Origin of the sequence: Streptomyces sp. NPDC046859, from assembly GCF_040645135.1 — a bacterium.
Classification (GTDB): Bacteria; Actinomycetota; Actinomycetes; order Streptomycetales; family Streptomycetaceae; genus Streptomyces.
The window spans coordinates 323,982-348,869 of record NZ_JBEYXR010000006.1 but is presented as its reverse complement, the minus strand read 5'-3'; the positions used below and the strand labels follow the sequence as shown (position 1 = coordinate 348,869).

Genomic DNA, 24,888 nt, shown 5'->3' with positions numbered 1-24,888 from the left:
GAGCACCCCCCTGCTTGCGCTAATGTATGTGTCGCAGCGAGCGCACGCCCCCTGGCGAATACCCAGGTAGGCACGTTCGATGCAACGAGGCATTCCTCCGTAGCTCAATTGGCAGAGCAGCCGGCTGTTAACCGGCAGGTTACTGGTTCGAGTCCAGTCGGGGGAGCTCGGTCCTCCGTAGCTCAATTGGCAGAGCAGCCGGCTGTTAACCGGCAGGTTACTGGTTCGAGTCCAGTCGGGGGAGCATGCTGAACGAGGACCCCCGAAGGGGTCCTTTTTCATGCCTTCCCACCTGCGGCGGGAACCGTGCAGGTCGCGGCGGTGTCCTTCAGGGCATGCGAAGTCGACCATACGAAGCAGGAGATCGTATGAGCGGCTATGCTGCGGCAGACGGCGCGCACACATGTACGCGACACGCCGCTATGGGGCGGTAGCTCAGCCGGTTAGAGCAGCGGACTCATAATCCGTCGGCCGTGGGTTCGAGTCCCACCCGCCCCACCAGGCGCCACCCGTGCAGAAACGATGCGACCAGGCCGTTGCCGGGGAATCACTCGCAGATGATCTCGTCCCGCGGGTCGTAGTGCGTACGGAACGGCTCCCGCTTCACCACCCGCCCGTCCTGGACGAAGACCCGCTGCACGGTGACGTCGAATCCCTCCAGTGGAGTCTGCGGGACGCACCGCTCGCCGCTCAGGACCTTCCGCTCCGGCTGCTTCACGTTGGTGCGCGGGCCCTTCACCGAGCCGATCTCGTCGTACTTGCGGGTGCCGAGGAACGACACCGTCACCGAGTGGTCGGTGGACTCGGCCCGGATGTAGAGGGCGTGGCCGGAGTCGTTGGTGAAGCGCAGGTCCAGGCTGCCCCAGGCGACCGTGGCCTCCCGGCCCTCCGGGTAGCGCTCGATGTAGAACGAGTGGGCGCCGTGCTCGACCGGCTTGACGCCCGCGAACCACAGCGCGTTGAAGACGGTCGTGGCGACGGCGGAGACACCGCCGCCGGGCGCCTTCCTGAACTCGTCGTCGAAGATCATGATGCCGTCGACGAACCCGTTCTCCGGGGTGCGTTCGCCGACCCTGCGGTTGAAGCTCCACGTCTCGCCGGGCATCACGACGGAGCCGTTGATCAGCTCCACCGCGCGGCCGATGTTCCGGGTGCGGTAGGGCGCCGGCTCGAAGTCGACCGTGAACGACGACATCCGCTCGCGCAGGCCCAGCCGCTCCACGTTGGCCCGGCTCACCTGAGGCTCGCTCACCCGTGTGGCGATCTCGCCGCTGCGCGCGGCGCCCCGCCTCGTCAGCAGCGGCAGCACGGCCTTGCCCAGCGCCTTGTCGGTGACCACATGGCCCGCGTGGCCGTCCTCGGCGACCCCGACCCGGTCGCCGACCAGGCGCAGCTCGGCGTTGGCGGCCCGGGTGGGCAGGGCGGACAGCGGCCTCGCCACCGCCGGGTCGGCGCGCAGCCCCGCCGCGTCCAGCTTCGGCGTGAGCCGGCCCGCGGCGTCCGGGCGCATCGTCAGGTACCGGCCGAGGACGGGCTGCTCGACGGTGAAGCGGTGCCCGGCGGCGGTGAGCGTGACGGGCGCCGACATGGCGGGACGGGCGAACTCGCGCACCGCCCGGTCGAGCTCGCGTCCGGTCACCTTCGGTGCGACCGCGCGGGCCGGCAGCGTGGTGACGGCACGGGCGTCGCCGCGCTGGAAGGCGTCGCGCAGCGGGGCGACCGCCGCGTCCGTGTCCAGGGCGTACCCCGGGTGCGGGGCGACCGTGCGGACCTCGCCGTCCCCGAACACGACGGCGCCCTCGCGGACCTTCTGGTCGGCGTCCCGCGCGACCTTCTTCAGTTCGGCGCGGGCCTTGTCCTCGTCGACGCTCACCGAGGGCTCGACGGGGCCGCCCGAGCGGAACAGGCCGCCGATCACGGTGAACGGGTCGAGGGCGCCGCTGCGGCTGGCCCGGTCGACGGTCCGCTCGTGGTCGAAGGCGATGCCCAGCCGGCGGGGGTCGACGGTGCCCTCGCGGTCGCCGACCGTCACACGGAACTTGCGGGCGGCGGCCGGCGCGAGGCGGTCGTCCAGCCTGTGCACGGCGTCGGCGCGGCTCAGCCCGCCGATGTCCACGCCCCGCACGGTCGTCCCGTCCTCTATGTCCCCGCCCGCCGCGAGGAGCCCCGCGAGATACAGGCCGCCGAGGCCCACGGCCAGGGTGCCGCCGGCCAGGACGTACGGACGGACGGAGGCCACGCGGGACGACGGGCCCTTTCGCGGCGATGAGGGGGCGCGCAGACGCATGGGTCTCCCGGGCGGACGAGTGCTGGACGGAGCGCAGCGCGATGCGGCGCTGCGCTCGAAGGCAAACACATCCAGCTAGCCACAAGGGGATGAAAACGCCTATGCCGAACACCACGTATGGTCCGGATCACGCCTGCGCCGTAGCCGCCCGGACGCCGGACGGCCCCGGGGACACGCCCCGGGGCCGTCCACACCCCACTCGGTGCGTGAGGGTTCTCACCTGTCCGTCCGGGCCTCCTCGCCTCCGGCCGCCGCGAGCGCCCTGTTGCGGCGGACGGACGCCAGGAAGGACGAGACGATCAGCACCACGCCGACCAGGCCGGTGATGATCTCGCTGATCTGGTACTGGATGGTGACCAGCAGGATCACGGCGAGGGCGCCGATGGCGTAGTGGGCGCCGTGCTCCAGGTACACGTAGTCGTCGAGGGTGCCCTGGCGGACCAGGTAGACCGTGAGCGACCGGACGTAGAGGGCGCCGATGCCCAGGCCGAGCGCCATCCAGAAGATGTGGTTGGTGATGGCGAAGGCGCCGATCACGCCGTCGAAGGAGAACGACGCGTCCAGCACCTCCAGATAGAGGAAGAGGAAGAACGCCGCCTTGCCGGCGAGCGCGGCCACCGGCCGTCCGCCCTCGGCCCGGGCCCGCCGCTCCTCCTCGTGCTCGCGTTCCTCCTCCGCCTCCAGGCGGTGCTCGAAGTACGAGGACAGACCGCCCACGGCGAGATAGGTGATCAGTCCCGCGACCCCGGCGAGCAGGACCGTGGCCGCCTTGTCCGCGTGGCCCCCGCTGACGTGCGCGTGCCCGGCGACCGTCATGGCCGCGACCAGCAGCACGATCAGCGCCGCACAGGGCGCCAGCCGGTCGATCCGCCCGAGCCGCGCCAGGGGGCGCTCCAGCCGGGTCAGCCAGGTGATCTCCCGCTCCTCCAGGACGAAGTCCAGGAAGATCATCAGCAGGAACATGCCGCCGAACGCGGCGATCGCCGGGTGCGCGTCGGTGACGAGGGCCTCGTAGCGGTCCGGATCGTCCACCGCCAGCCGCACGGCCTCGGCGGGCCCGACCCGGGCACTGATGGCGACGATCACGACCGGGAACACCAGCCGCATGCCGAACACGGCGATCAGCACGCCGACGGTCAGGAAGATCCGCTGCCAGAAGGCGTTCATCCGCTTCAGGATCCCGGCGTTGACGACCGCGTTGTCGAAGGACAGCGAGATCTCCAGCACGGACAGGATCAGCACGACCCCGAGCGCCTCCCAGCCCCACAGCCACGCCGCGAGGACGAGGCCGACCACGGTGACGCCCATCGACCAGCCGAAGGTCCTCAGCAGCATCGGCGGACCGCCGCGTTCGCTGCGGGGGCGAGCGGGGCGCGTGCCGCGCCGGGGGAGGGCGGGCGAGGGCCGGCCACGAGGGGCATCACGGTCTCCAGGGGGTCGGGCGGCGCTGGGCGCGCGCGGCGGACGGACGACGAGCCGGACTGCCGACGGCCCCACCAGTACCAGGCGGATCACGGTGTAAACCGGGTGCGACACGGGACCGCCCCGGCCCGGCGGCCCTCACCCGTGAGGCCCGTCGCCGGTTCAGGGACGTTCCCAGGCGCCTCCCGTCGTGCGTTCGGCCGGGCCGACCAGCGCGACGATGTCGTCGGAGGCCACGTCGTGCAGCCGGAGCGCCAGGTCCTTCAGGGCGCGGCAGGCGGCCAGCTCGTCGCCGATCTCGGGGATGCTGCGGTCGTCGGGGTTGCGGTGGGCCGTGCCCCGGCCGGTGACGGTCGACGTGTCCGGGGTGGTCAGCAGGGCTTCGGCGAGGGTGTCGTCACCGTCCTCGGTGATGTGGATACGGACGGTCCAGTTCTTGTCGTCCATCGCGATCACTTCCGTGGGAGGAGGTCCCTACGCACGAGCGTGCGCCTGTTCCCCCGGCCGGGTCCACCCCACCCCCTCTCGGGGGGCCGTCTCCTCCCACGGGAGCACGTCCGCTCCCAACCGCTCCCACCGCGCAGGCATGACAACTGCCTGCGTGGGCACGATGTGCCGAAAGGTTGCGAAGAGAAGGCTGGTCGCAACGGACCCGACGGACCAGGAGGGCGCCATGAAGGGCCAGACGTACGTACGCGTTCGGGTCACCCGCCGGCCGGCCGCTCCCCGTGACACCCGGGGCGAGATCGACCGGCGCACTCCCTCGGGCCGGATCCTTCCGTACTGACCGGCTCAGGTCGCCGGGTCCAGCTCCAGCGGCTCGATCATGCCCTCCAGCATGGTGCCGAGGCCCTGCACGGCGCAGATGTCGGGCCGTTCGGCGATGTGCACCGGCATGCTGGTGGCCTGCCGCAGCATCTCGTCGAAGCCGGGGAGCAGGGCGCTGCCGCCGACCATCATGATCCCGCGGTCGGCGAGGTCGGCGACCAGGTCCGGCGGGCAGTCCCGCAGCACCTTGCCGATGCTGTCCAGGACGGCGGTGAGCGGAGTCTGGATGGCGTCCCGCACGGCCGCGGTGTCGACCTTCACGGACCGGGCGAGCCCGGTGCAGACGTCCCGGCCGTGGATCTCCGTGGAGGTGGGGCCCTGCGAGGTGAGCCCGTTGCCGGACAGCGCGAGCTGGAGCGGCCGCACGTTCTGGCTGGGCAGCATCAGTTCGTGCTCGTGCCGCAGGTGCTGCACGATCGCGTGGTCCACGGCCTCGCCGCCGACCCGGATCCGCTCGGCCGTCACGATGTTGCCCAGCGACAGCACGGCCACCTCGGTCGCGGCGGCCCCGCACACCATGATCATGCTGGCCTCGGGCTGCTCCACGGGCAGTCCGCAGCCGACGGCGGCGGCGATCAGGGTGTCCACCAGCTCCACCCGGCGGGCGCCGAGGCCGACCAGCGTCTCGATGGCGGCGCGCTGGGCGAGCGGATCGGCGTCGTGCGGGGTGCAGACGGCGGCCCGCAGGAAGGGCCTGCGGCGCAGACTGCGGCGCATCTTGTCGCCCAGCAGATGCCGCAGCATGCGCTGCGCCATCTCGATGTCGACGACGGTGCCCCCGGAGACGGGCCGCACGACGCGGATGTAGTCCGGGGTGCGGCCGGTCATCCGCTCCGCGAACTCGCCGACCGCGATGAGCGCGCCGGTGCGGGTGTTGACGGCGGCGGCGGAGGGCTGGTCGACGACGAGCCCGGCGCCCTTCACATAGACGCGGGTCCTGGCCGCCCCCAGGTCGACGGCGAAGTGGCAGCGTCGCAGCTGCTCCAGCGTGGCGGTCATGGCGGTCCTCCCGAGAGCGCAGACCATGGGTCCGCCGGGTGGGTGGCGGGCCTCGCGTGGGGTGCGTGGTCGTGGTGTCGCAAGGCCGTACGTGTGGCGGCCTCCCTCGCATCGTGCGTGCCGCCGGGTGCCGGGCGCACTCCGGAGGGGGCCGGGCGGGGTGCCGCTGAATGGGGGGTTCTGTCCCTGAGGGAGCGTCAGGAGGCGTGTCGGAGCGCGGGGAGCGGGACCGGTTCGGGTACGGCCGCCCCGTCCCCCTGGGGTGCTCCCAGGGGGAGTCCGCCTACCCTTCGACGACGCCCCGGACCAGCCCCGCCTCGACGAGGTCCTGCGGCCGCAGGCGGAGCTGGTCCGCCGTCGCGTCCACCTCGTCCGGGCCGCGCTTGAGGATGGCCGCCGCGAGCTCCGGCGCGATCACCGAGAAGTAGCTGTCCGGTGTGGCCCAGGTGTTGCCCGGGGCCGCGAGGGCGAGCGCGCCCCCGGAGCCGCCCTCGCCGATCAGCAGGGTCGTCACCGGGGTGCGGACCGACGCCAGCACCGTGAAGAGGTCCGCGACGGCCGCGCCGACGCCCTCGCGCTCCGCCTCCGCGTCGTTCGCGGCGCCCGGCGTGTCGACCAGGGTGAGCACCGGGATGCCGAGCCGGTCGGCGAGCCGGATCAGCCGGGCGGCGGTGCGGTATCCGGCGGGCCGGGTGGCCGTCCCGGTCTGCGCGGCGTACGCGACCGTCCGGCCCTCGTGTTCGCCGAAGCCGCACAGCACGCCCTCGGGATCCGCGCCGCCGCAGCGGTCGCCGGTGAGGGGGACGCGGTGCGTGAAGTAGGCGTCCAGATAGCGTGCCGCACGCGGGCGTTCGGGGGCACGGGCGCGCCGCACGGCGTCCCGGCCCGAGCCCGGCGCCCCGGTGTCGCCGCCGAGCGCGCGCGGCGGGGGAGCCGCCTCGCCGGAGGGCGCCGTCAGCAGCCGCAGCCAGCGGCCCAGTTCATGGCGCAGCCGGCCCGGCCGGACCAGCGCGTCCACCGCGCCGGACGCCAGCTGGGCCTCGGCCGTGTACGCGGCCGGGTCCGCGTCCGGCGGGCGGACCCGGGAGCCCGCGAAGCCGATCTGGGCGCCGGGCAGCGCGAGCGTCACGTCGGCGCCCGCGCCGAGCGTCGCCCAGCCGCCGCCGGTCGTCGGGTCCCGCAGCACCGCGATCTGCGCCAGCCCGGCCTCCCGGGTGAGCGCCGACTGCCGTGCCACCCGCTGGAGTTGGGTGAGGGCGGCCATGCCCTCCTGCATCCGGCTGCCGCCCGTCGCCACCAGCGGCACCACCGGGAGCCGGTGGGCGCGGGCGTGCCGGTACGCCGCCTCCAGCCGGTCGCCGGTGCGTACGCCGAGCGAGCCGCCGAGATAGCCGAACTCGAAGGCGATCAGCATCGCGCGGGTGCCTTCGACGACGCCGGTGCCGCACACCACGGACTCCTGCTCGCCGGTGCGGGCGGCGGCGCGGGCGCGGGCCTCGCCGTAGCCCTCCCAGTCCAGTGGGCCGTCGGGGCGGTCGCCGGGGGGCGGGCCGCCGTCCTCGGGGCGCAGTTCGGTGAAGTCCTCGGCCACCAGGGCGATGACCTGGCGTGCCGTCAGGCGTTCCGTCATGCGCCCAGCGCCCGCTTCATGATCTTCCCCATGTCGTTGCGGGGCAGGACGTCGAGGTGGTGCACGCGGCGCGGGCGCTTGTGCGGGGCGAGCCGCCCGGCGACGTGGTCCGCCAGTTCCTCGGCCGACGGGGGCGCCTCGGGGTCCGCCGGGACCACCCAGGCCACGATCCGCTCGCCGAGGTCCGGGTCCGGCTCCCCGGTGACGGCCGCCTCCCGCACCCCGGGGTGCTCCAGCAGGGCGTTCTCGATCTCCCCGGCGCCGATCTTGTACCCGCCGCTCTTGATCAGGTCGGTGGCCTTGCGGCCGACGATGCGGACGTAGCCGTCGGGGTCGCGCACCGCCATGTCACCGGTGCGGAACCAGCCGTCCGCCGTGAAGGCGTCCCGCGTGGCGTCGGGCCGGTTCAGGTACCCGGTGAACAGGTTGGGGCCGCGCACCTGGATCTCGCCGACGCTCTCGCCGTCGTACGACGTCAGGGGGGTGCCGTCCTCCTCGACCAGCCGCAGCTCCACCCCGGGCAGCGGCACACCGACCGTGCCGGCACGGCGTTCGCCGTCGGCGCGGACGCTGGTGTTCATCAGCGTCTCCGTCATGCCGTACCGCTCGACGACCCGCTGCCCGGTCGCGGCGGTGATCCGCTCGTGGTCGTGGACGGGGAGCGCCGCGGAGCCCGAGACGAGCAGCCTGGCCCTGCCCAGCGCCTGTGCCAGGCCGGGCTCACCCGGCAGCGCCTGCGCGATCCGGTGGTACATCGTCGGCACGCCGAACAGCATGGTCGCGCCGTCGTCCAGTTCCCGGGCCACCCCCTCGGTGCCGAACCGGCCGAGGTGGCGCAGCGATCCGCCGCGGCGCAGCGGGCCGAGCACGCCGAGGACGAGACCGTGCACATGGAACAGCGGCAGGCCGTGAACGAGGACGTCCTCGCCGGTCCACCCCCAGGCGTCCGCGAGCGCGTCCAGGGTGTGCGCGACGGCCCGGCGCGGGATCACGGCGCCCTTGGGCGGGCCGGTGGTGCCGGAGGTGTAGACGACCAGCGCAGCCTCCCCGTCGGGCACCTCGGTGCCGGGCAGTACGCCCGAGGCGCGCACGTCGACGTCGACGCGTTCCAGACCGGCCAGCGGGGCGGGCAGTTCGTCGCCCGGGGCGGCGAGCACCGCCGAGGGCGCGCTGTCGGACAGGATGTGCCCGAGCTCCCGGTCGCCGGAGCTCGGGTTGAGCGGGACGGCGGCGACCCCCGCCTCCAGCGCCGCCACCACCGCCACGGCGGTCTCCAGCGCGGGCGTCGCCCACACCGCGACGCGGCCCGCGCCGCCGATCCGCGCGGCGAGGGCACCGGCGGCGGCGCCGAGCTCGCCGTAGGCCAGGGCGCGGTCGCCGAACCGCAGGGCGGCCCGCCCCGCCGGGGCGTCCACGAGGGCCGGGAAGAGAGAGGACACGCGTCGTACTCCTTGACTGCTCGACGGGGACGGCCGGCTGACCGCCCGACGGACACCGTGCACCGGGACGCCGGGCTACGCCCAGCCCGGTACGACCATCGCCAGCCACACCACCGCGGGCACCACGGCCACCACGATCCCTCCGTACACCATCAACTGCCGGAAGAAACGCTCCCGGTCCCCGATCCGCCGCCAGTCGCCGTGCAGGATCTCCACCTCCGGACGGCCGGCGAAGACCTCGGCGGCGAGGCGGGCCCGCTCCGCGTCGCGCTCCGCACTGACCAGCCGCACCCCCGGCCGGGCGCCCTCCGCGAGCCAGGCCAGGCCCACCCCGCAGCCCGTGCCCGTCTCACCGATGAGCCGCTCGGCGCCGCCCGCGAGGGCGTACAGCAGCCGGCCCTGCTCCGGGCGGCAGGAGTGGGCGAACCCGTGGGCGCGGGCCGCGGCGAGGGCGCGCGCGACCAGCGGCGGGAGCTCGACTTCCGTGCCGTAGGCGTCCGTTCCGGCGAGCGACATGGCACCGATCCTGCCGTACGGGACGCCCGCCCGGGGCGCGGTCAGGCCGCGCGGTCCACCACGTCCGCCACCACACAGCTGACGTTGTCCGGGCCGCCGGCATCGTTCGCCGCCCCGATGAGGGCCCGTACGGCGTCGTCGGGGCCGTCGGCGGAGGCGAGCAGCCCGCGCGGCCGCAGCAGCCGCAGTTCGTCGTAGAGCCGCAGGGCCTTCGGCGACAGCCGGCAGGCCCGGGCGAAGGCCCCGATCGTCAGCTCGTCCTCGCGCATCCGGTTCCCCCTCGGTCGTTCGCACCGATGCTGCGGCTTCCCCGAAGGGGAAGGTCAAGCAGCCCGCCCCGGTTCCCTCCCGCGCGCTTGTTAGCCTGCGCAGCGCCCCGTCCGCCCCCCCGCCCGGAGGAGCCCGCCGTGCCCCGCATAGCCCTGGTCACCTGCCGTCCCCGGCCCGACGTCAGCGAGGACCGGGACCTGCCGGTGCTGGTGCGCGCCCTGCACGAGGCGGGCGCCGGCGCCGACGCCGTGTTCTGGGACGACGACGGCGTCGACTGGGGCGCGTACGACCTCGCGGTGATCCGCTCCACGTGGGACTACAGCTGGCGGGCCGCCGAGTTCCTCGACTGGGCCGCGCGGTGCGGCGCCGCGACCCGGCTCGCCAACCCGGCGGCCGTGGTGCGCTGGAACGCCGACAAGCGCTACCTCGGCGACCTCGCGGCGGCCGGCCTCCCCGTCGTACCCACCCGCTACGTCGCCCCCGGCGACAGCCCCGGCCTGCCCGACGGGCACGAGTTCGTCGTGAAGCCCACGTCCGGCGCGGGCGCCCGGTTCGCCGCCCGCTACGCGCCGCACGAGCACGGCACCGCGCTGCGGCAGCTGGCCCGGATGCACGCCGACGGCCTCACCGCGATGGTCCAGCCCTATGCGCGGGCCATCGACACCGGCGGCGAGCGGGCGCTGCAGTACTACGGCGGGCGCCTGCTGCACGCCAGCCGCAAAGGCGCCGTCCTCACCGCCGGCACGCCCTACGACCAGCGCAAGGTGGCCCATCCGGGCCTGGAGCCCTGGGCGCCCACCCCGGCCGAACGGGACGTCGCCGACCGTGCCCTGGCAGCCGTACCGGACGCGGCCGGGCTGCTCTACGCGCGCGTGGACCTCGTCGACGGGGACGACGGGCGGCCGCAGGTGATGGAACTCGAACTCGTCGAGCCGAACCTGTTCCTGTCCGTGCACCCGGGCTCGGTGCCCCGCGTCACCGAGGCGATCCTGGCCGCCGCACGCTAGTCGGCGACCGCCACCCGCTGCAGCAGGCCCCAGGTGAACTCGGCGGTCACCTCCCGCGGCACCCCCGAACCGTCCGGTGCCGTGAACGCCAGACCCCAGCGGGTCGGGGCGCTGCCCTCCAGCGGGCGGGCCGGCGGGAAGGCGCGGGCCACCTCGTCGACCGTGCACGACCAGGGCGTGAGGTCGTCCAGGGTGCGCAGCACCGGCGCCGGGGCGTCCGGGGCGCGCACCAGCCACTCGTTCCACACCGCCCCGCCCGGCGCCAGCAGCACCTCGAACCGCAGCGTCGGCCACAGCGGCACCGGCCACCGCCACGCCTCGCAGTCCAGATCGCCGACCCTGCGGGACAGCACCGACTCGGGCGCGCCCAGCACCGAGCGGTAGCGGGCGGCGGAGCCGCGCGCCCGGGGCGAGCGGACCATCGCCTGCCAGCGCTTGTTCGCCTCTCGCATCTCGGCCAACGACACCCCCAGCTCACGGCGTGCGTCCTCGACCGGACCGGGGTTGTAGTCGGCCATCCGGCGCAGCAGGACGAGCTGGAAGTGCAGCGGGGTGAACGGACCGGCGGCATGCGGTCCGCCGGCGGGGCGCTTCGCTGAGGACATGGGACCCATGCTCGCGCACCGGCCCGCCAGGACGGCGGCCGTCGGGCAGGAACAGCACCGAGTTGACGTAGCGGGGCCCGCGGAACGGCAGCACCCGGCGCAGCAGGCCCAGCGCGACGACGTGCGACGTCGCCGCCTGGTGCGCCTCCAGCGGGAACGACGCCAGCGGCACCCAGGAACGGCCCGGCAGCACCCAGCCCTCGTAGCCGAGCATCGACAGATAGGTCAGGACCGGGCCGGTCGGCTGGATACGCGACTCCAGCTCCACGAACACGGCGGGCCGGTCCCGGGCGAGGATGCCGGTCGCGCCGCGCAGGACGGCCAGTTCGGCGCCGTCCACGTCGATCTTGACGAAGCCGACGTCCCGCAGCCCCAGATCGTCCAGGGCGACACAGGGCACCCACAGCGCCTGCCCGTGGATGTCCCGGCGCACCAGCGACGACACGCCCCGGTCGCCCTGGTCGTCCGGCGGCAGCCACAGCCGTGCCGTGCCGGGGCGGTCGGCCGCGGCGGCCCGCACCACGCGCAGGTTCGCCGGGGCGCCCGCGGCGAGCAGCCGCGCCAGCCGGGGGACCGGTTCGACGGCCACCACCTGCCGGGCCCGGCCGCACAGCCGGCGGGTCCAGGGGCCGTACCAGCCGCCGACGTCCACCGCCGTGCCGCAGTCCGGCGGGCACAGCTCGCCCAGCCGGGCCAGCTCCGGTTCGAAGCGCGGGTAGACGGCCCGCGCTGTCGCGGCGACCAGCCGCGCGGGCAGCAACGGCGCCAGCCGGGCCGTGAGGGTGGGGGTCATGGGTCCGTCCGGGTCGTCGTCGGGGCGGTCAGGGGGCGAGCCGTCTCAGCAGGGCCTCGTGCTCGTCGTCGGTGACCTGCTCACCGGAGTCCGGCAGCAGCTGCGGGACGCCGTCCACGATCGGATAGCGCCGCCGCAGCCGCGGGTTGTAGAGGGCCTCGTCCGGCGGTACGAGACGCAAGGGGCCTTTGTCCAGCGGGCAGGCCAGGATCTGGAGCAGCGGGTCGTCGGGTCTCATGGGGGTGTCAACTCCTTGGCACCGATGGGGGGTTGAGGAGCCGGGTCGTGCCTGGGCATGGCCAGCAGTACGGCGACGGCGAGCACCGTGCCCGCGAGACGCAGCGCGAGCCGCGCCGGGTCGTGGGGCAGGGACTCGCCGAACGAGAGCGTGCCGAGCACCGCCGTGTACAGGCAGGTCACCGTCGTGCACACCGGCACGATCAGCGAGGCCCGGCAGCGCTGCAACGCCGCCTGTGACATGACCAGCCCGAACGCCCCGGTGAACAGCAGCAGATACGGGTACGGGGAGCGCAGCAGGTCGAGCAGCGCGGCGCCGGGACCGCTCCAGGACAGCCGGCTCGACACGCCCTTGATGGCCAGCGAGCTGACCCCGTACAGCAGCCCCACCGCCACGCCGTACTCGACACCGGTCGTCGGCATGCGGTGCCGGTGCCGGCTGCGCCGCTCGGCGGAGCCGTACAGCCACACGCCCGCCGCCAGGGAGGGCACGCACACCAGCAGGATGAGCGGGTACGGGGCATCCCGGCCGACCCGGTCCGAGCCCTCCTTCAGGGACAGCACGACCATGAGCAGGGCGAGCAGGATCGCGGCCAGCGCGTACCGCTCCCGCGCGGTCGTCTCCTCGCCCAGCAGCCGCGCCGACAGCAGGACCAGCAGCACCAGACCGGAGACGAAGATGCCCTGCGCGGCCGCGACCGGAAGCGTCCGGTACACCGCGAGCTGCGCTCCGAACCCGGCGGCCAGCGAGAGCGACCCGCCGACCCATAGCGGACTGCGCAGCACCAGCCCCAGCAGTCTGGCCGGCTGCCGGATCGTCACCTCCGGCAGGGAGCCCAGCGCCCGCTTCTCCAGCACGAACCCGACGCTGTACAGGGTGTTCGCCAACAGGGCCGCCGCCACTCCCCACCACATGGTCCACGCCCCTACGTCCGGCGCGCGTGCAGCAGCAGGATCGACGCGAGGGACGGTCGGGCACAGGCCAGCCGGTCCAGCGCCCGCAGCGGACGCGGCACCCCGTGGAAGGGCGCGCCCGCGAGCCGTACGACCTCGAAGCCGGACGCGGCCACGAACTCCCTGAGCGCACGCGCCGTGTACAGCCGCAGATGCCCCACGACCTCGCGCCCCGGCCGCCCGTGGATCGCCCGCAGACTCACCTCGGAGAACACCGGCTGGACCCCGGCGAGCAGCAGTCCGCGGTTGTACCAGGCGGCCAGGTTCGGTGTGGACAGCATGAGATGGCCTCCGGGGCGCAGGACGCGGCGGATCTCGTCCAGTGCCGAGTCCGGGTCGACGAGATGCTCGACGACCTCGCTGAACAGCACGGCGTCCACGGACCCGTCCCGGAACGGCAGCCCGGCACCGGTCAGTTCACCCCGGACCGCGTACGGCAGCCGGGCGCGGGCCCGCTTGAGGGCGTCCTGGGACCAGTCGACGCCGACGATCCGGTGACCGGTCAGGAGCGGGGCGGCGGTGGCGGCCGCGGTGCCGTCGCCGCAGCCGAGGTCGAGGATGGTGCGCGGTGCCGTACCGGCCGTTCCGAGGGCCGTGGCCAGCATGCGGGCCTGGCGCAGGGAGCGGGGAGCGCCGGAGGCGACCGGGACGGCGGGGTCCTCGTAGAAGTCCCGGAGGCCGCCGTGGCGCGGGGGCGCGCTGGTGTTCACGGGGCCACCTCCGTGGTGTGCAGATAGTGCTCGAAGAGGTCCCGCAGGTGGGCGCCGTCGCCGTGGCCGAGCAGGGCCCGGGACCAGCGCAGGGCGAGATGGAGCCGGCCCGCGGTGGAGGCGGTGGTGACGGTGAGGCCGCGCGGCATCCGGGCGGGCGCCGAGAACCACACGGCGTGCGCGCGTCCCGCCTCCTCGCCGAAGTCCAGGGCGTACGGGATCCGGCCGATGTTGCTGAGCAGCGTCGTCGACGTCCAGGGCGCGGCGGCCCGGCGCAGCCCCCGGGTGAGGGCGGCCCGCCAGGCGACCGGCGTCACCGGGGCGGTCAGCAGGGCCGCCCCGCGCCCGAGCTGGGGCCGGGGCCGGGCCTTGAGGGCCCGGGTCCGGGCGGCCGTGCGCTGCAGCAGGGCGGGCATCCGGTCCGGGTTCGCCGTCAACTCCTCGTGCGCGAAGGCGACGTCGACCAGACGGGTGCCGTTGCCGATGGGCATGCCGGCGTCGCGGGGGCGGTCGTCCACCGGCATGGTGATGCGCAGATGGCGGGGGCGGGCGCCGTGCTCGCGGTTCCAGTGGGCGAGGGTCAGGGCCGTGGTGACCATGAGCTGGTCGTTGACGGTGTAGGGGGCGCCCCGGGGGCGGCGGGGCAGCCGCAGTTCGGTGACGAGCAGACCGTTGCCGGGGGAGGGCTCGGGGGTGCCGGGGGCGACCCGGGCGGGACGCCGCCAGGAGGACGGGGCGGCGTCGGCGGGCGGAGGTGTCCCGGGTCCGCCGCGCACGGGGGGCGCGGCGGGGGAGTTGTCCCGGCCGCCGTACAGCTCGGCGGCGGTGGCCAGCACCCGCAGACAGGCCGGGCCGTCGAGGGCGGTGTGGTTGATGGTCAGGAACAGTACGGAGCCGGCCCCCGCGTCCGGCGCGGGACGGCCCGCGCCCCGCGGCGGCACCCCGACCGCGTCACCCGCCTCGCTGCCCTCGACCGGCCCCGTCGCCCGGACCACCTCCAGCCTGACCGGCGGTGACGACGACAGCGCGGGCGCCTCGGCCAGCGCCCGGGTCCGCGCGTCCCGCAGGTCGTTCCGCCCCGGCGCCGGGAAGCGCACCACCTCCACGTCCGGCTCCGCCGTCAGCTCCCACGCGTAGCGGAGCCGGTACCACCGCCCCGGCGCCTCGCGCATCAGGACGCGCGGATGCCGGCGCAGCGCCTCGGCGAAGGCGGTGCGCAGCCGTGCCTCGTCCAGCCGGCCCGGCAGATGCACCTCGATGTGCACGGTCTCAGGCTCCTCCTCCTGGAGGCAGTGCCGGGCCACCTCGTCGACGACGGGGAACGGCACCCGTACCGGTGCGGCGGCCCGCGCGGGGCGCTGGAGTGCGGTCATGTGCCCTGGCCCTTCGCGGAGTCGTCCGTCGCCGTGCGCGGGGCCGGAAGGTCCGGGCCGGGGGCGCCGGGGCCGCGCGCGGACAGGGTCGGGCCCGCGGCGGGGCGCGGCGGCGCACCCAGTGGGCTTTGTCCCCGCTCCCGGTGGGGCAGGTCCGGCAGCGGGCCGTCCGGTGGCGCACCGGCCGGTGTCCGGGTCTCCTCCGGCCGCTCGCGGACGCTCACGAGCGCCGCGAACAGCCCTACGAGTGCCAGCAGTTGGGCCGTGTGCCCGAACGCGCCCCGCCCGGCCGCCACCGGCTCCCCGCCGCCCACGGCGGCGACGACCCCCGCCCCCGCGAGGGCCACGAACGCGAGCGGCACGAGCAGCGTGTGCCGGCGCCACGCGAGCAGCGCCAGCGCGGGGACCAGCAGCGCGAGCCACCCGGCGACGAGCACGGCCACCACCGTCAGCGCCACGGTGCCCGGCCACAGCCCCGGCAGCGGCGGCGCGGGCCGCGGCCCGTCCGGGTCCGGCTCCCGGCGCCGCCACAGCACCAGCCCCACGAGCAGCGCGAGCCCGACCGCGCTGCCGATCAGCCCGGCCTCGTACGTCACCGCCGGCTCGTACGACAGCCGGACCGTGCCCCCGGCGCCCGCCGGGATCCGCCAGCCCTGCTGCCACCCGTCCAGCCGGACCGGCGTCAGCTCCTCGCCGTCCAGTGTGGCGCGCCAGCCGTCGTTGAAGTTCTCGTACATGGTCAGATAGCTCGCCGCCCCGGAGCCCACCGACAGGGTGCGCCGGTCGCCCAGCCAGTCCCGGACCGCCAGCTCCCGCGCGGACGCGGGGGCCCCGGCGACCGTGCCGCGGGTCAGCGTCACCCCGGTGAGCGCGAGCGGACCGGCGTCACCGCCCTCGACCCGGTGCTCCCCGGCGGACAGCCGCACCCCGGCCTCGCCCCGGCCCCCCTGGCACAGCGTCACCTCGATCCGCCGGCGCTCCACGAGATCCCGTACGGTTCCGCGCGCGCCCGTCTCGTACAGCTCACCGTCCACCGCGACCACCGGGCCCTTGCCGCACGGAAGGGTGAACGGCCGGCCGGTGTCCGGCCGCGGGGTCCGGTATGCGTCGAGCGCCGGGACGTACGCCTCCGTCAGGCCCACCGGGAGCCGCAGGTCCTCGTCGACGACCGGGTTGTGCAGGGTCAGCGGCGCCGTCCCGGTGATCGTGACGTCCAGCCGGTCGGTGGTGATCGGAGGGAAGCGGACCACGCCGTTCTTGTCGACGCCCGCGATCGCCGCCCCGTCGGGCGAGGAGAGGTGCACCTCGGTGGCCCGGGTGGACAGGCCGCCGGCCGGGGCCAGCACGATCTCGCCGACCGCCTGCTTCCCCGGCCAGGTCAGATGGATCGTGGGCCGGTCGCCCGCGATCCACGCCGTCGTCAGGTCGCCGTCGGTGAGGTTGCGCGCGGACAGTCCCGCCCCGAGCCGGGCCGTGGAGTCGGCGGTGGCGACGATCCGCTCCCGCTGCTCGGGCGCCACCGAGTACAGCAGCCGGTCCAGGGCCTCGCCGGGCACCGGCACCGCCTGCGCCCGCAGCTCGTAGGTCCCGGCCGCGGTGGTCGTGAAGCGCCGGTGCAGGCCCGCCTCGGTGCCCGTCGCGGACAGGCCGGTGGGGTCGGCGGCCCGGGACAGGGAGACGATCTCCGCGTCGGCGGAGGAGTCCCCGGCGTCGGTGGGCAGCCGCAGCATCCGGGTCACCCGCACGTCCGGCAGGGCGATCTCCGAGAACCCCGCGCCGGTCAGTCCGGCCCGCCGGGACACGGAGTCCGTGACCGTCAGCTTCATCCAGCGGGTCGCGCCCGCGGCCGCCTTCACCGCCTGCACGGACCCGTCGGGGCGCAGGACGCTGCTGCGCTCCCCCTTCTCCGTCTCCACCCGCACCCGCGTCGGCGCGGCCCGCACCCCGTCCTGCGGCAGCGGCGCCACCTCGAACGACGACGGCATGTCGTACGGCCCGGCCGCGAAGCCGATCCGCAGCCATTCGCCGTCCGGGGAGCCCGCCGAGCCCTCGGCCCAGGCCGTCGCCGGATCGCCGTCGAAGGCGTTCACCGGGTCGAACTGCGGCAGATGGAACAGCCAGTTGCCGTACGAGGACGCCGTCACCGACCGGGCGCCGCGCAGCTGGGCCACGGTCTGGTGGGCGAGCCCGGTCACCGGCAGGATCTGGTGCGGCTCCTCGCCCGCGTCCTGCGCGGCGCCCGGCGCGTTGTGCTCCCCGGCGGTGTACGTGTAGGACGTGTTCGCGTTGACCAGCCCGAACCGGGTGTCCGCGCGCCGCATCCCGTCACCGGTCACCCGCACCTGCGGCGCACCGAGACCGGGATGACGGTCGCCGGCCAGCACCGCGGCACGGCCCCGCAACTCCGGTGCCAGGGGCAGCAGCGCCTCCGGCCCGCCGGAGACCACGGCCGTGCCGGCCACCGGCAGCAGCCCGGCCTGGTGCGGGCGCGTCACGTCCGCGCCGGTGGGACGGTAGATCTCCACCGCGCGCTGCCGCGGATACAGCCCCTCCACCTGGAGCGGGGTGTCCGGGGCGATCCGCCCGCCGGTCATGACCGGCCCGAAGCCCGTCACCCGCTCGTACCCGGACTGCTCCAGGGTCCGCTTCACCGTGGTGGTGGGGACGGCACCGATCTGGTCGGGGTCGAGGTCGTTGCGGACGACGACGTAGTGGATGCCCGCCCGGCCCAGGAAGCCGGCCAGCCCCGGCACCTGGCTCCCGGTCATCAGGGCCTGCTCGACCGCGTCCATCGCGCGCCGGTTGCCGGGTGTGCCGAAGGGCACGTAGTCCCGCTGCGCCCAGCGCGAGGCGGCGACCACGTCCAGCGGCTGGTCGATCGTGGTGCCCCAGGTGTGGATGCCGTGCGCGGTCGCCGGAGCGACCAGCACCCGGGCGTCCGGGGAGTGCTTCTCCATCCAGTCGGCCGTGGCCCGCCAGTACGCGGGGATCTCCTTGAAGGACCCCGGGTTGAGGAGCGAGCCGTTCAGATACGGCCACAGCAGTCCCGGCAGCACCAGCAGGGCCGCGGCCAGCGGCGCGAACCGGCGTCCGCGCACCGGCCGGGCGCCGCGCGTCTCGGCCGCCACGCCCGCCAGATGGGCGAGGCCCAGCACCAGCGCGAGCGCCAGTCCGGTCTGGAACTTGTAGATGTTGCGGAAGGGCGCCAGTCCGCCGTCCAGCCAGTCCTGCACCACCCCGTGGAAGGGGCCGCCGAACGCCCCGCCGTACCCGGCGAGCAGGACCGGCACGACCGTCAGCGCGGTCAGCACCAGCCACCGGCGTTCCGGCATGTCCCGCCGCGCCAGCCCGGCGAGCCCCAGCCCGGCCGCGAGCGCCGAGCAGACGATGACCAGGGCGGACGAGGCGACGGTCCAGCCGGCCGGCAGCCACGCCTCCCCGAAGTGCAGATAGGCCACCCAGTTCCCGGCGCCGCGCAGGGCCTCCGTCGCCGCCATGGTGTCGGTCGTGGTCTGTGAACTCTCCACATAGGGGAGGAAGTTCTCGCCGTAGGCGCCGAGCAGCAGCAGCGGGACCACCCACCAGGCGGTGGCCAGCAGCACCCCCGGCACCCACCAGGCGATCAGTCTGCGCCGCCGCGGCCCGGGCGGCCGGGACAGCAGGTACAGCGCGGCCGGCAGCAGCGAGGCCAGTGTGGAGGCGGCGTTGACGCCCCCCATGAACGGCACGGCGAGCGCCGAGCGCAGCGCGGCGACCCGCGCGCCGTACCGTTCGTCGGCCAGCGGCAGCAGCACCCACGGCAGGAAGGCGCCGGGCAGCGCGGCGGCCGACGTCGACCCGATGACGACGGTGAACACGGGCCACAGCGCGTAGGCGGCGGCCGCCACCAGCCGGGAGCCGCCGCTGCCCACCCGCAGCCGCTCGGCCAGCCGCAGCGCGCCCCAGAACGCGACCGACACGATCAGCGACATCCACAGTCGCTCGGACAGCCACACCGGCAGCCCCACGGCGTCGGCCAGCCAGTGGAACGGCAGCATCGGCCACAGATAGCCCGCGTACTGGTCCTGCAGACCGCCGAAGCCGCCCTGGTCGTGCCACAACTGGCCCAGGTCGCCGAGGAACCGCCCCGGATCGGTGGTCACGCCCAACTTGGTGTCGAAGGTCTGCCGCCCCGGCCGCACCGCGAGGAACAGCACGAACGCCACGGCCCAGAACCCCAGCAGCCAGCGCCGGGACCGCGGGCCCTCGGGCGGTCCCGCGGCGGGCACGGGGGTGGGCACGGCCGCCGGGGGAGGGGCCTGGACCGTGGTCGTCGTCATGGTGGACACCGCCTGAGGATGAGGAGGAGGTTCCAGGTGGCGAACTCGCGGACACCGGGTGCCTTCACGACGGCCTCCGCGAGGAACGGCCAGTAGCGGGAGCGCGCCGACACGATCTCGACGTCGTGGCGGGCGCGGACCTGCCGCAGGGTGCTGCCGACGTGCACGGCGAACAGGTTCTCGCCGAGGGTGTGCTTGGCGTCGCGTCCGGTGCGGCGCCGGTAGCGGGCACGGGCGCGTCCGGCGCCGAGGTAGTGCCAGGGCGCCCACTCGTGACCGCCCCACGGGGACAGCCAGTTGGTGAACGACACGTAGAGCAGCCCGCCGGGACGGGTCACCCGGGCCAGCTCGCTCAGGAAGGTCTGCGGGTCGGCGACGTGCTCCAGCACGTTGGAGGAGAAGGTGACGTCGGCGGCCCCGTCGCGCAGGGGCAGCAGATAGCCGTCGGCGACCACGGCCCCCGCGGGCGGCCGCGCGCCCAGCTCGCGCGGGTCCGGTTCGAAGAGGTACGCGTCGGCGCCCCGCCGCCGGAACTCCTCGACGAAGTACCCGCTCCCGCCGCCCACGTCGACCACGGTCCGCCCGGCGAGGGGACCGCCGTACGCCTCGACCTGGTCGGCGGCGTCCCGGGCGAGGAGCGTGTAGCAGGAGACGGGGTCGTCCTGCTCGTGGCGGAACGCGCGGAACAGGGCGAGGGACCGGCGCAGGGACGGGTCCCGGACCGTCCGGGGCGCCGGGGAGCCGCGCGGCCGGCCGCCGCCCCGCGCGTGCGGCCCGCTACGGCGTACGGCCGCCACGGCTCACCGCCTCCGCGGCCACCGCGCGGAACTGCCGCACCGTCCGCTCCCAGCGGTAGCGCGCCGCCCGGTCCCGGGCGGCCTTCCCCATCAGCCCCCGCCGGTGCCCGGACAGCGCCAGCGTGCACCAGGCGGCGGCGAAGGAGGACTCCCCCCGCGCCAGCACCCCGGTCTCCCCGTCCACCACGGAGTCCCGCAGCCCGGGTACGTCGAAGGCGACGGCCGGTGTCTCGCGGGCGGCGGCCTCGGTGACGACCAGTCCCCACCCCTCGACGGCGGACGGATGCAGCAGCAGCCACGCCGCACACAGCAGCCGGTGCTTCTCCGCCTCGGAGACATGGCCGGTGAACTCCACACCGGGACCGGCGAGTTCCGTAAGCCGCCGCCGTTCGGGGCCGTCCCCGACGATCACCAGCCGTCCGCCGGTCACGGGCCGCACCCGCTCCCACAGCCGCAGCAGCAGGTCGATCCGCTTGTACTCGACGAGCCGTCCGACGGCGACGAACAGCGGCTCGGGGGACCGTTCGCCGAGCGGTCCGGGCTCCTCCACGCCGTTGTGCACCACGCGGATGCGCTCCCGCTCGACGCCGATCGCGCGCAGGGCGTGGGCCGTGGACGGGGACACGGCGACCAGCAGCCCCTGCTGCCGGGCCCCGGCGAGCGCCCAGTGCTCCAGGCGCCGGCCGAGCCGGGCGGCGGGCGCGAGCGGCCCGCCGAACCGCATCGGCCACAGGTCGGTGTGCACATGGTTGACCAGCCGCACGGTCGGTCCGCGGTGCCACAGGGGCGCGAGGTAGGGCATGCCGTTGCAGACCTCGACCAGCAGGTCGCAGTCGCCGACCTGGCGGGCGAAGGCGGATCTCGCCCGCAGGTAGTGGTCGAAGGGGCCGCCCGCGGAGACGACCCGGTAGTCGCGGTAGGCAGCCGGGCCCCCGCACAGCAGGGTGACCTGGTGCCCGAGCCGGGTGAGGCCGTCGGCGAGCCGGTCGACCAGGAGCTCGGAGCCGCCGGCGCAGCGGTTCCCCAGGTCGCGATGGGCGAGAAAAACGATTCGGCGCGGTTGTGGGGGGAGCGTCGAAGGGTGCTGCCGCGACGCGCAGGAGGGCGTGGCGCGCGGCGGCGAGGGCACGTGCTGGGGCATCGGTGCTCCAACTCGTCAGGGTGCGGAACTCGGTGTGGGGAGCGAGGTCGGGTTCCTGTGGGGGGAGTGGAGGGTCCTGGGCGGCGTGCGGATGTGGCGCGGGGAATGCGAGAAATGGGACGAGTACGGACAGGCTGTGTCCGGGTGGGAGGGGACAGTTTTCGCCCAGCCGCGGCCCCGCGGCTACTCACCGGGGTGACAATTTCGGCCCGAAACGGAGCTGACGTTATGTCACATCGTGAGAGAAGGGCGGGGCGTCTCCGGCGTACCGGTCGATTCCGGGCGCCTTCGTCCCCGGACCACCAGAACGGCACCGGCCACCGCCGCCACGCCACCCGCCACGGCCGCGCCGATCGGCAGCGTCACGCCCACCGTGCGCAGCATCCCGCTGTCCCGCTCGGCCTGGCGCACGGCCTCCTTCTGCGTGGCCGTGGTGAACGCGATCTTCCGGCTGTCCAGCAGCACCGCCGCGTCCCGGTCGCCGCCCGGTGCCCGCAGCGTGCGGCGCGGACCCGTCCGGGCGTAGAGCACCCGGCCCGTGCGCTGGTCCACGACCAGCTCGAACCCGTGGTTGGCGTACCACTCCTCGGCCAGCACCTGCGGCCGCCCGGGCTCGCCGACGAGGCTGCCGGGGACGAGGCGGGTGCCGACCTTGCGGGGCGCGACCGCGGCGGTGAACCGGTAGCCCGTGTACCCCTGGACCTTCTCGGTGCCCGAGTACCGCATGGTCACCGTCGTCCCGCCGGTGTTGTCCCACCACTGGTAGGAGCGTTTGCGCACGTCGAACGGGAACTTCAGATACGCCTCGCCCTCGATGTACGGGCTCTCCTGGCAGCAGTGCACCGGCCGGGTCGTCCTGCGGTCCATCACCCAGCGGTGCGGCGTCACGTCCAGCGCGTCGTGCGGGTCGGCGGCCGGCAGCGTGTCGTCGGTGTCGACGGTGGTGACCACGTCCCAGACGGCGTTGCCGCTGCGCTCGCTCGCCGCCACGTCGCCCCGGACGCGCTGGGTGACGGTGATCGTCCGGTCCGGCACGGTCGCGATCCGCTCGGTGTCGAAGACGCTCCCGGTGCCCTTGTAGACGGCTGTGGTGTCGATGTCGACGGGGTTCACGGCGGCCCGCGGCGTCACGTACCAGGCCAGCAACGGTGCCAGGACCAGCAGAAACGTGCCGAGGCCCAGCAGGATCAACGAGACAGGTGAGGCTGTACGGCGCATCCGGCACTCCTGGGGGTCGACACGTGGACGATGCCTGGCCGTGCTCTGGGCGGGGAACCGTAGGCGGGCCGGACCGGGGTGTCAACGGTCTTGACGGGCCGTCACGGGTTGTCGACACTGGCCGGACAGGCAGAGGTCGGGACCGGACGGGCGACACCCGGGTGGGGGACGACTCCGGGATCTCGGACAGAGAGGCTGACCCTGCGATGTCCAGACTGCTCGCCGCCACGCTGACCGTCGTGCTCGCCGCCCTCCTCGCGGTGGGCGCCGCGCTCGGCGTCGTCGCGCTGCTGGAGGCCACCCCCGACCAGCCGAACACCCCCTTGATCACCTACGAGCGGCCCGGGCAGGGGAGTTGACGGTGGCCGTCACCCGCCCCGCCGCCGGGCCGGCCGCCCTGCGGCGCTCGGCCTGGCACGACGTCCCCCGCTTCCAGGTCCGCCGCTTCGCCCAGCTCGTCCTCGCCGACGCGCCCGGGCTCGCCGAGGAGATCCTGAGGGAGATCCGGCGCGAGCACCCGCACCTCCCGGTCGTGCTCGACGAGTCCGGCGAGCCCATGGCCCTCGTCGGCATCCGGCGCGCGATCGAGGTCTTCATCGGGCACCTGGAGACCTCGCAGGGCCGCCCGACCGTCCCGCCCGGCGTCTTCCAGGACTTCGGCCGCGGCGAGGGCTACAACGGGCGCTCCCTGGACTCCCTCCAGGCCATCTACCGGCTCGGCGTACGGCTGGCCTGGCGCCGGTTCGCCGAGATCGGCCAGCGCGTCGACATCCCGCCGCCCGCCATGTACGAGCTGGTCGACGCCGGCTACGAGTACCTGGACGGCCTGGTCGACCAGTCGGTGCGCGGCTACGCCGAGGCCGCGGCCCGCCAGGCCGGCGAACGGCTGCGGCTGCAGCGGCGCCTGATGGAACTGCTGCTCGCCGACCGCCACCGCGGCGACCCGGCCGACGCCCTCGCGGAGCGCGCCGCCCGGATCGGCTGGGCGCTGCCGGAGAAGGTCGCGGTGGGCGTGCTGCTGCGCCCGGCGCGGGAGGCGCTGGCCCCGGCCGTCGGCGAGGGCGTACTGCTCGACCTGGAGTACGAGCGGCCGCGGATGGTCGTCCCCGAACCGGACGCCGCCGGCCGCCCCGAACTGCTCAGCCGGGCGCTGAGCGGCTGGTCCGGTGCGATCGGACCGCCGGTGCCGCTGGCCGAGGCCGCGAAGTCGCTGCGCTGGGCCGAGGCCGCCGTAGGGCTGATGGAACGGCGGCTGCTGCCGGCCGGGGAGGTCCTGCACTGCACCGAGCACACCGAGGCGCTGGTGCTGCTCCAGCCCGAGGAGCTGATCGACGACCTGGCGGTGCGCTGCCTGGCGCCGCTGGAGCACTGCGGGCCCTCGCACGGACGGCGACTGGCGGAGACGCTGCTGGCCTGGCTGGAGACCAGGGGCGGGGCCCCGGAGGTGGCGGCCCGGCTCGGGGTGCATCCGCAGACCGTGCGCTACCGGCTGCGGCAGATCCGCGAGCTCTGGGGAGCGGAGATCGACGACCCGGACCGGCGCTTCGAGCTCGAACTGGTCCTGCGCGCCCAGCGGTTGCGCGGGGTGCTGGGCGAGACGCCCCGGTAGGGCGCGTGTCCACGGTCCCGTCCGGGTCGACGCCGCATCCGAGACCCGCCCCGGCCGGCCGGTCAGGCGTCCTGGCGGAGCCGCCGCCCCGTGCCGGACCGGGCGCGGGCGGCCTCCTCGCGCCGCCGGCGCCCCCGCCGGGTGAGGCCCCAGGGCTTCAGCACCGAGATCACCGTCATGAAGACGTACGCGGACAGCGACACCACCGGGCCCATCAGCACGTCCCCGGTGTCCGGCAGCGACCCGCCCGCGGCGACCTCCGCGACGGCGGCGTTCACGGCGGGCCGCAGGACGAAGGCGGTGGCCGCGGTGGTGCCCAGGGTCAGCCAGAACTTGGTGTACACCCAGCGGTGCCGGGCCAGCCCCCAGGGCGTGCCCAGCGCCAGCACCAGCCCGCTGACCAGGGTGAGCAGGGCGAGCGGCAGCAGCAGCCAGTCGGCGAACAGCTTCATGGCCCGCACGGACGCCTCCACGGCCGCCGCGGACCCGGTGGTCGCGGCGGTGGTCCCGAGCGCCAGCAGTCCGAGCGTGAGCCCGAGCCAGCCGGCGGAGGCGACGACATGGACGACGAGGAAGCCCCGGCGGGCCGGGCGGCTCAGCCTCGGGGCGGGGGTGGAAGCGGTGGACGACATGGGCACCACGGTGCCGCGGACGGGTCCCGGGGGCGTCTGACGGCGGGAGTAACCCGGCGTACCCGCGAGGGAGTAGGCGCACGGCCATTGCCGGAGTGAAGG

Annotated in this window: 22 protein-coding genes and 3 tRNA genes; 6 read left to right on the top strand and 19 right to left on the bottom strand. The window is 75.0% G+C overall.

The annotated features are described in order from the left end of the window. Positions 1 to 93: 93 nt before the first annotated feature. From ABZ899_RS12115 to ABZ899_RS12105, 3 genes are all read left to right on the top strand, one after another. A tRNA-Asn gene (locus ABZ899_RS12115) sits at positions 94 to 166 on the top strand. A 5-nt stretch (positions 167 to 171) separates the two neighbouring features. After that, positions 172 to 244: transfer RNA gene (locus ABZ899_RS12110), tRNA-Asn, on the top strand. 180 nt (positions 245 to 424) lie between these two features. Further along, positions 425 to 501, top strand: a tRNA-Ile gene (locus ABZ899_RS12105). Between the two features lie 46 nt (positions 502 to 547). Here ABZ899_RS12105 and ABZ899_RS12100 read toward each other — a convergent pair. The 8 genes from ABZ899_RS12100 to ABZ899_RS12065 all read right to left on the bottom strand — a co-directional run bounded on the left by ABZ899_RS12100 (position 548) and on the right by ABZ899_RS12065 (position 9,390). After that, a complete protein-coding gene (locus ABZ899_RS12100; protein WP_361344522.1) occupies positions 548 to 2,287 on the bottom strand; it encodes a VanW family protein in 1,740 nt (579 codons plus the stop codon). A 216-nt stretch (positions 2,288 to 2,503) separates the two neighbouring features. Then, positions 2,504 to 3,622 (bottom strand): DUF475 domain-containing protein, encoded by a 1,119-nt coding sequence (locus tag ABZ899_RS12095; RefSeq protein WP_361344519.1) that lies wholly within the window; start codon positions 3,620 to 3,622, stop codon positions 2,504 to 2,506. A 249-nt stretch (positions 3,623 to 3,871) separates the two neighbouring features. After that, a complete protein-coding gene (locus ABZ899_RS12090) occupies positions 3,872 to 4,156 on the bottom strand; it encodes a DUF1876 domain-containing protein (RefSeq protein WP_361344516.1) in 285 nt (94 codons plus the stop codon). Positions 4,157 to 4,501: 345 nt separating this feature from the next. Next, complete coding sequence (locus tag ABZ899_RS12085; RefSeq protein WP_361344513.1) at positions 4,502 to 5,536, bottom strand: rod shape-determining protein; 1,035 nt, start codon at positions 5,534 to 5,536, stop codon at positions 4,502 to 4,504. Between the two features lie 283 nt (positions 5,537 to 5,819). Beyond that, positions 5,820 to 7,166 (bottom strand): carboxyl transferase domain-containing protein, encoded by a 1,347-nt coding sequence (locus tag ABZ899_RS12080; RefSeq protein WP_361344510.1) that lies wholly within the window; start codon positions 7,164 to 7,166, stop codon positions 5,820 to 5,822. Continuing rightward, positions 7,163 to 8,605, bottom strand: coding sequence for an acyl-CoA synthetase (locus ABZ899_RS12075; protein ID WP_361344507.1), 1,443 nt, complete (start codon positions 8,603 to 8,605; stop codon positions 7,163 to 7,165). The genes ABZ899_RS12080 and ABZ899_RS12075 overlap by 4 nt, the downstream gene beginning before the upstream one ends. Before the next feature lie 75 nt (positions 8,606 to 8,680). Then, entirely contained in the window at positions 8,681 to 9,121 is a 441-nt protein-coding gene (locus tag ABZ899_RS12070) for a hypothetical protein (RefSeq protein ID WP_361344505.1), read from the bottom strand. A 41-nt stretch (positions 9,122 to 9,162) separates the two neighbouring features. Then, entirely contained in the window at positions 9,163 to 9,390 is a 228-nt protein-coding gene (locus tag ABZ899_RS12065; RefSeq protein ID WP_361344639.1) for a hypothetical protein, read from the bottom strand. Positions 9,391 to 9,528: 138 nt separating this feature from the next. Between ABZ899_RS12065 and ABZ899_RS12060 the strand changes: the two genes are divergently transcribed. Further along, positions 9,529 to 10,398, top strand: a complete 870-nt coding sequence (locus tag ABZ899_RS12060) for a hypothetical protein (protein ID WP_361344502.1) — start codon at positions 9,529 to 9,531, stop codon at positions 10,396 to 10,398. On the opposite strand, the gene ABZ899_RS12055 is transcribed toward ABZ899_RS12060, so the two are convergent. From ABZ899_RS12055 to ABZ899_RS12010, 10 genes are all read right to left on the bottom strand, one after another. Continuing rightward, positions 10,395 to 10,916: a hypothetical protein gene (locus ABZ899_RS12055; protein ID WP_361344499.1), complete on the bottom strand. Its 522-nt coding sequence runs from the start codon at positions 10,914 to 10,916 to the stop codon at positions 10,395 to 10,397. The two genes, ABZ899_RS12060 and ABZ899_RS12055, sit on opposite strands and share 4 nt — an antisense overlap. After that, on the bottom strand, positions 10,873 to 11,796 hold the full coding sequence (locus ABZ899_RS12050) for an FkbM family methyltransferase (protein WP_361344496.1): 924 nt from the start codon (positions 11,794 to 11,796) through the stop codon (positions 10,873 to 10,875). The genes ABZ899_RS12055 and ABZ899_RS12050 overlap by 44 nt, the downstream gene beginning before the upstream one ends. Before the next feature lie 28 nt (positions 11,797 to 11,824). Further along, positions 11,825 to 12,034 carry a Trm112 family protein gene (locus ABZ899_RS12045; protein WP_361344493.1) on the bottom strand — a complete coding sequence of 70 codons (210 nt, stop codon included), beginning with the start codon at positions 12,032 to 12,034 and terminating at the stop codon, positions 11,825 to 11,827. Beyond that, complete coding sequence (locus ABZ899_RS12040) at positions 12,031 to 12,936, bottom strand: hypothetical protein (RefSeq protein ID WP_361344633.1); 906 nt, start codon at positions 12,934 to 12,936, stop codon at positions 12,031 to 12,033. The genes ABZ899_RS12045 and ABZ899_RS12040 overlap by 4 nt, the downstream gene beginning before the upstream one ends. 23 nt (positions 12,937 to 12,959) lie before the next feature. Beyond that, entirely contained in the window at positions 12,960 to 13,697 is a 738-nt protein-coding gene (locus ABZ899_RS12035; RefSeq protein WP_361344490.1) for a class I SAM-dependent methyltransferase, read from the bottom strand. Further along, positions 13,694 to 15,070: a condensation protein gene (locus ABZ899_RS12030; RefSeq protein ID WP_361344487.1), complete on the bottom strand. Its 1,377-nt coding sequence runs from the start codon at positions 15,068 to 15,070 to the stop codon at positions 13,694 to 13,696. Before ABZ899_RS12030 ends, ABZ899_RS12035 begins: the two co-directional genes overlap by 4 nt. Further along, positions 15,067 to 19,389, bottom strand: a complete 4,323-nt coding sequence (locus tag ABZ899_RS12025) for an alpha-(1->3)-arabinofuranosyltransferase family protein (protein ID WP_361344484.1) — start codon at positions 19,387 to 19,389, stop codon at positions 15,067 to 15,069. The genes ABZ899_RS12030 and ABZ899_RS12025 overlap by 4 nt, the downstream gene beginning before the upstream one ends. Then, positions 19,386 to 20,096 (bottom strand): class I SAM-dependent methyltransferase, encoded by a 711-nt coding sequence (locus tag ABZ899_RS12020; protein WP_361344631.1) that lies wholly within the window; start codon positions 20,094 to 20,096, stop codon positions 19,386 to 19,388. Before ABZ899_RS12020 ends, ABZ899_RS12025 begins: the two co-directional genes overlap by 4 nt. Before the next feature lie 70 nt (positions 20,097 to 20,166). Continuing rightward, on the bottom strand, positions 20,167 to 21,327 hold the full coding sequence (locus ABZ899_RS12015) for a glycosyltransferase family 4 protein (protein WP_361344481.1): 1,161 nt from the start codon (positions 21,325 to 21,327) through the stop codon (positions 20,167 to 20,169). Between the two features lie 231 nt (positions 21,328 to 21,558). Continuing rightward, the gene (locus ABZ899_RS12010; protein WP_361344478.1) at positions 21,559 to 22,545 is read right to left on the bottom strand and encodes a DUF3068 domain-containing protein; all 987 of its coding nucleotides are present in this window, start codon (positions 22,543 to 22,545) and stop codon (positions 21,559 to 21,561) included. A 206-nt stretch (positions 22,546 to 22,751) separates the two neighbouring features. Here ABZ899_RS12010 and ABZ899_RS12005 point away from each other — a divergent pair, with 206 nt between their 5' ends. Both ABZ899_RS12005 and ABZ899_RS12000 read left to right on the top strand, forming a co-directional pair. Continuing rightward, positions 22,752 to 22,904 carry a hypothetical protein gene (locus ABZ899_RS12005; RefSeq protein WP_361344475.1) on the top strand — a complete coding sequence of 51 codons (153 nt, stop codon included), beginning with the start codon at positions 22,752 to 22,754 and terminating at the stop codon, positions 22,902 to 22,904. A gap of 2 nt (positions 22,905 to 22,906) precedes the next feature. Continuing rightward, complete coding sequence (locus tag ABZ899_RS12000; protein ID WP_361344473.1) at positions 22,907 to 24,154, top strand: helix-turn-helix domain-containing protein; 1,248 nt, start codon at positions 22,907 to 22,909, stop codon at positions 24,152 to 24,154. A 62-nt stretch (positions 24,155 to 24,216) separates the two neighbouring features. Here ABZ899_RS12000 and ABZ899_RS11995 read toward each other — a convergent pair whose 3' ends face one another. Beyond that, complete coding sequence (locus tag ABZ899_RS11995; RefSeq protein WP_361344470.1) at positions 24,217 to 24,786, bottom strand: DUF2269 family protein; 570 nt, start codon at positions 24,784 to 24,786, stop codon at positions 24,217 to 24,219. Between the last annotated feature and the right edge of the window lie 102 nt (positions 24,787 to 24,888).

Excerpts from the sequence above, each read along its gene's own strand:
- ABZ899_RS12100 (WP_361344522.1), bottom strand. The coding sequence starts at position 2,287 with ATGCGTCTGCGCGCCCCCTCATCGCCGCGAAAGGGCCCGTCGTCCCGC.
- ABZ899_RS12095 (WP_361344519.1), bottom strand. The coding sequence starts at position 3,622 with ATGCTGCTGAGGACCTTCGGCTGGTCGATGGGCGTCACCGTGGTCGGC.
- ABZ899_RS12090 (WP_361344516.1), bottom strand. The coding sequence starts at position 4,156 with ATGGACGACAAGAACTGGACCGTCCGTATCCACATCACCGAGGACGGT.
- ABZ899_RS12085 (WP_361344513.1), bottom strand. The coding sequence starts at position 5,536 with ATGACCGCCACGCTGGAGCAGCTGCGACGCTGCCACTTCGCCGTCGAC.
- ABZ899_RS12080 (WP_361344510.1), bottom strand. The coding sequence starts at position 7,166 with ATGACGGAACGCCTGACGGCACGCCAGGTCATCGCCCTGGTGGCCGAG.
- ABZ899_RS12070 (WP_361344505.1), bottom strand. The coding sequence starts at position 9,121 with ATGTCGCTCGCCGGAACGGACGCCTACGGCACGGAAGTCGAGCTCCCG.
- ABZ899_RS12065 (WP_361344639.1), bottom strand. The coding sequence starts at position 9,390 with ATGCGCGAGGACGAGCTGACGATCGGGGCCTTCGCCCGGGCCTGCCGG.
- ABZ899_RS12055 (WP_361344499.1), bottom strand. The coding sequence starts at position 10,916 with ATGGCCGACTACAACCCCGGTCCGGTCGAGGACGCACGCCGTGAGCTG.
- ABZ899_RS12050 (WP_361344496.1), bottom strand. The coding sequence starts at position 11,796 with ATGACCCCCACCCTCACGGCCCGGCTGGCGCCGTTGCTGCCCGCGCGG.
- ABZ899_RS12045 (WP_361344493.1), bottom strand. The coding sequence starts at position 12,034 with ATGAGACCCGACGACCCGCTGCTCCAGATCCTGGCCTGCCCGCTGGAC.
- ABZ899_RS12030 (WP_361344487.1), bottom strand. The coding sequence starts at position 15,070 with ATGACCGCACTCCAGCGCCCCGCGCGGGCCGCCGCACCGGTACGGGTG.
- ABZ899_RS12025 (WP_361344484.1), bottom strand. The coding sequence starts at position 19,389 with ATGACGACGACCACGGTCCAGGCCCCTCCCCCGGCGGCCGTGCCCACC.
- ABZ899_RS12015 (WP_361344481.1), bottom strand. The coding sequence starts at position 21,327 with ATGCCCCAGCACGTGCCCTCGCCGCCGCGCGCCACGCCCTCCTGCGCG.
- ABZ899_RS12010 (WP_361344478.1), bottom strand. The coding sequence starts at position 22,545 with ATGCGCCGTACAGCCTCACCTGTCTCGTTGATCCTGCTGGGCCTCGGC.
- ABZ899_RS12005 (WP_361344475.1), top strand. The coding sequence starts at position 22,752 with ATGTCCAGACTGCTCGCCGCCACGCTGACCGTCGTGCTCGCCGCCCTC.
- ABZ899_RS11995 (WP_361344470.1), bottom strand. The coding sequence starts at position 24,786 with ATGTCGTCCACCGCTTCCACCCCCGCCCCGAGGCTGAGCCGCCCGGCC.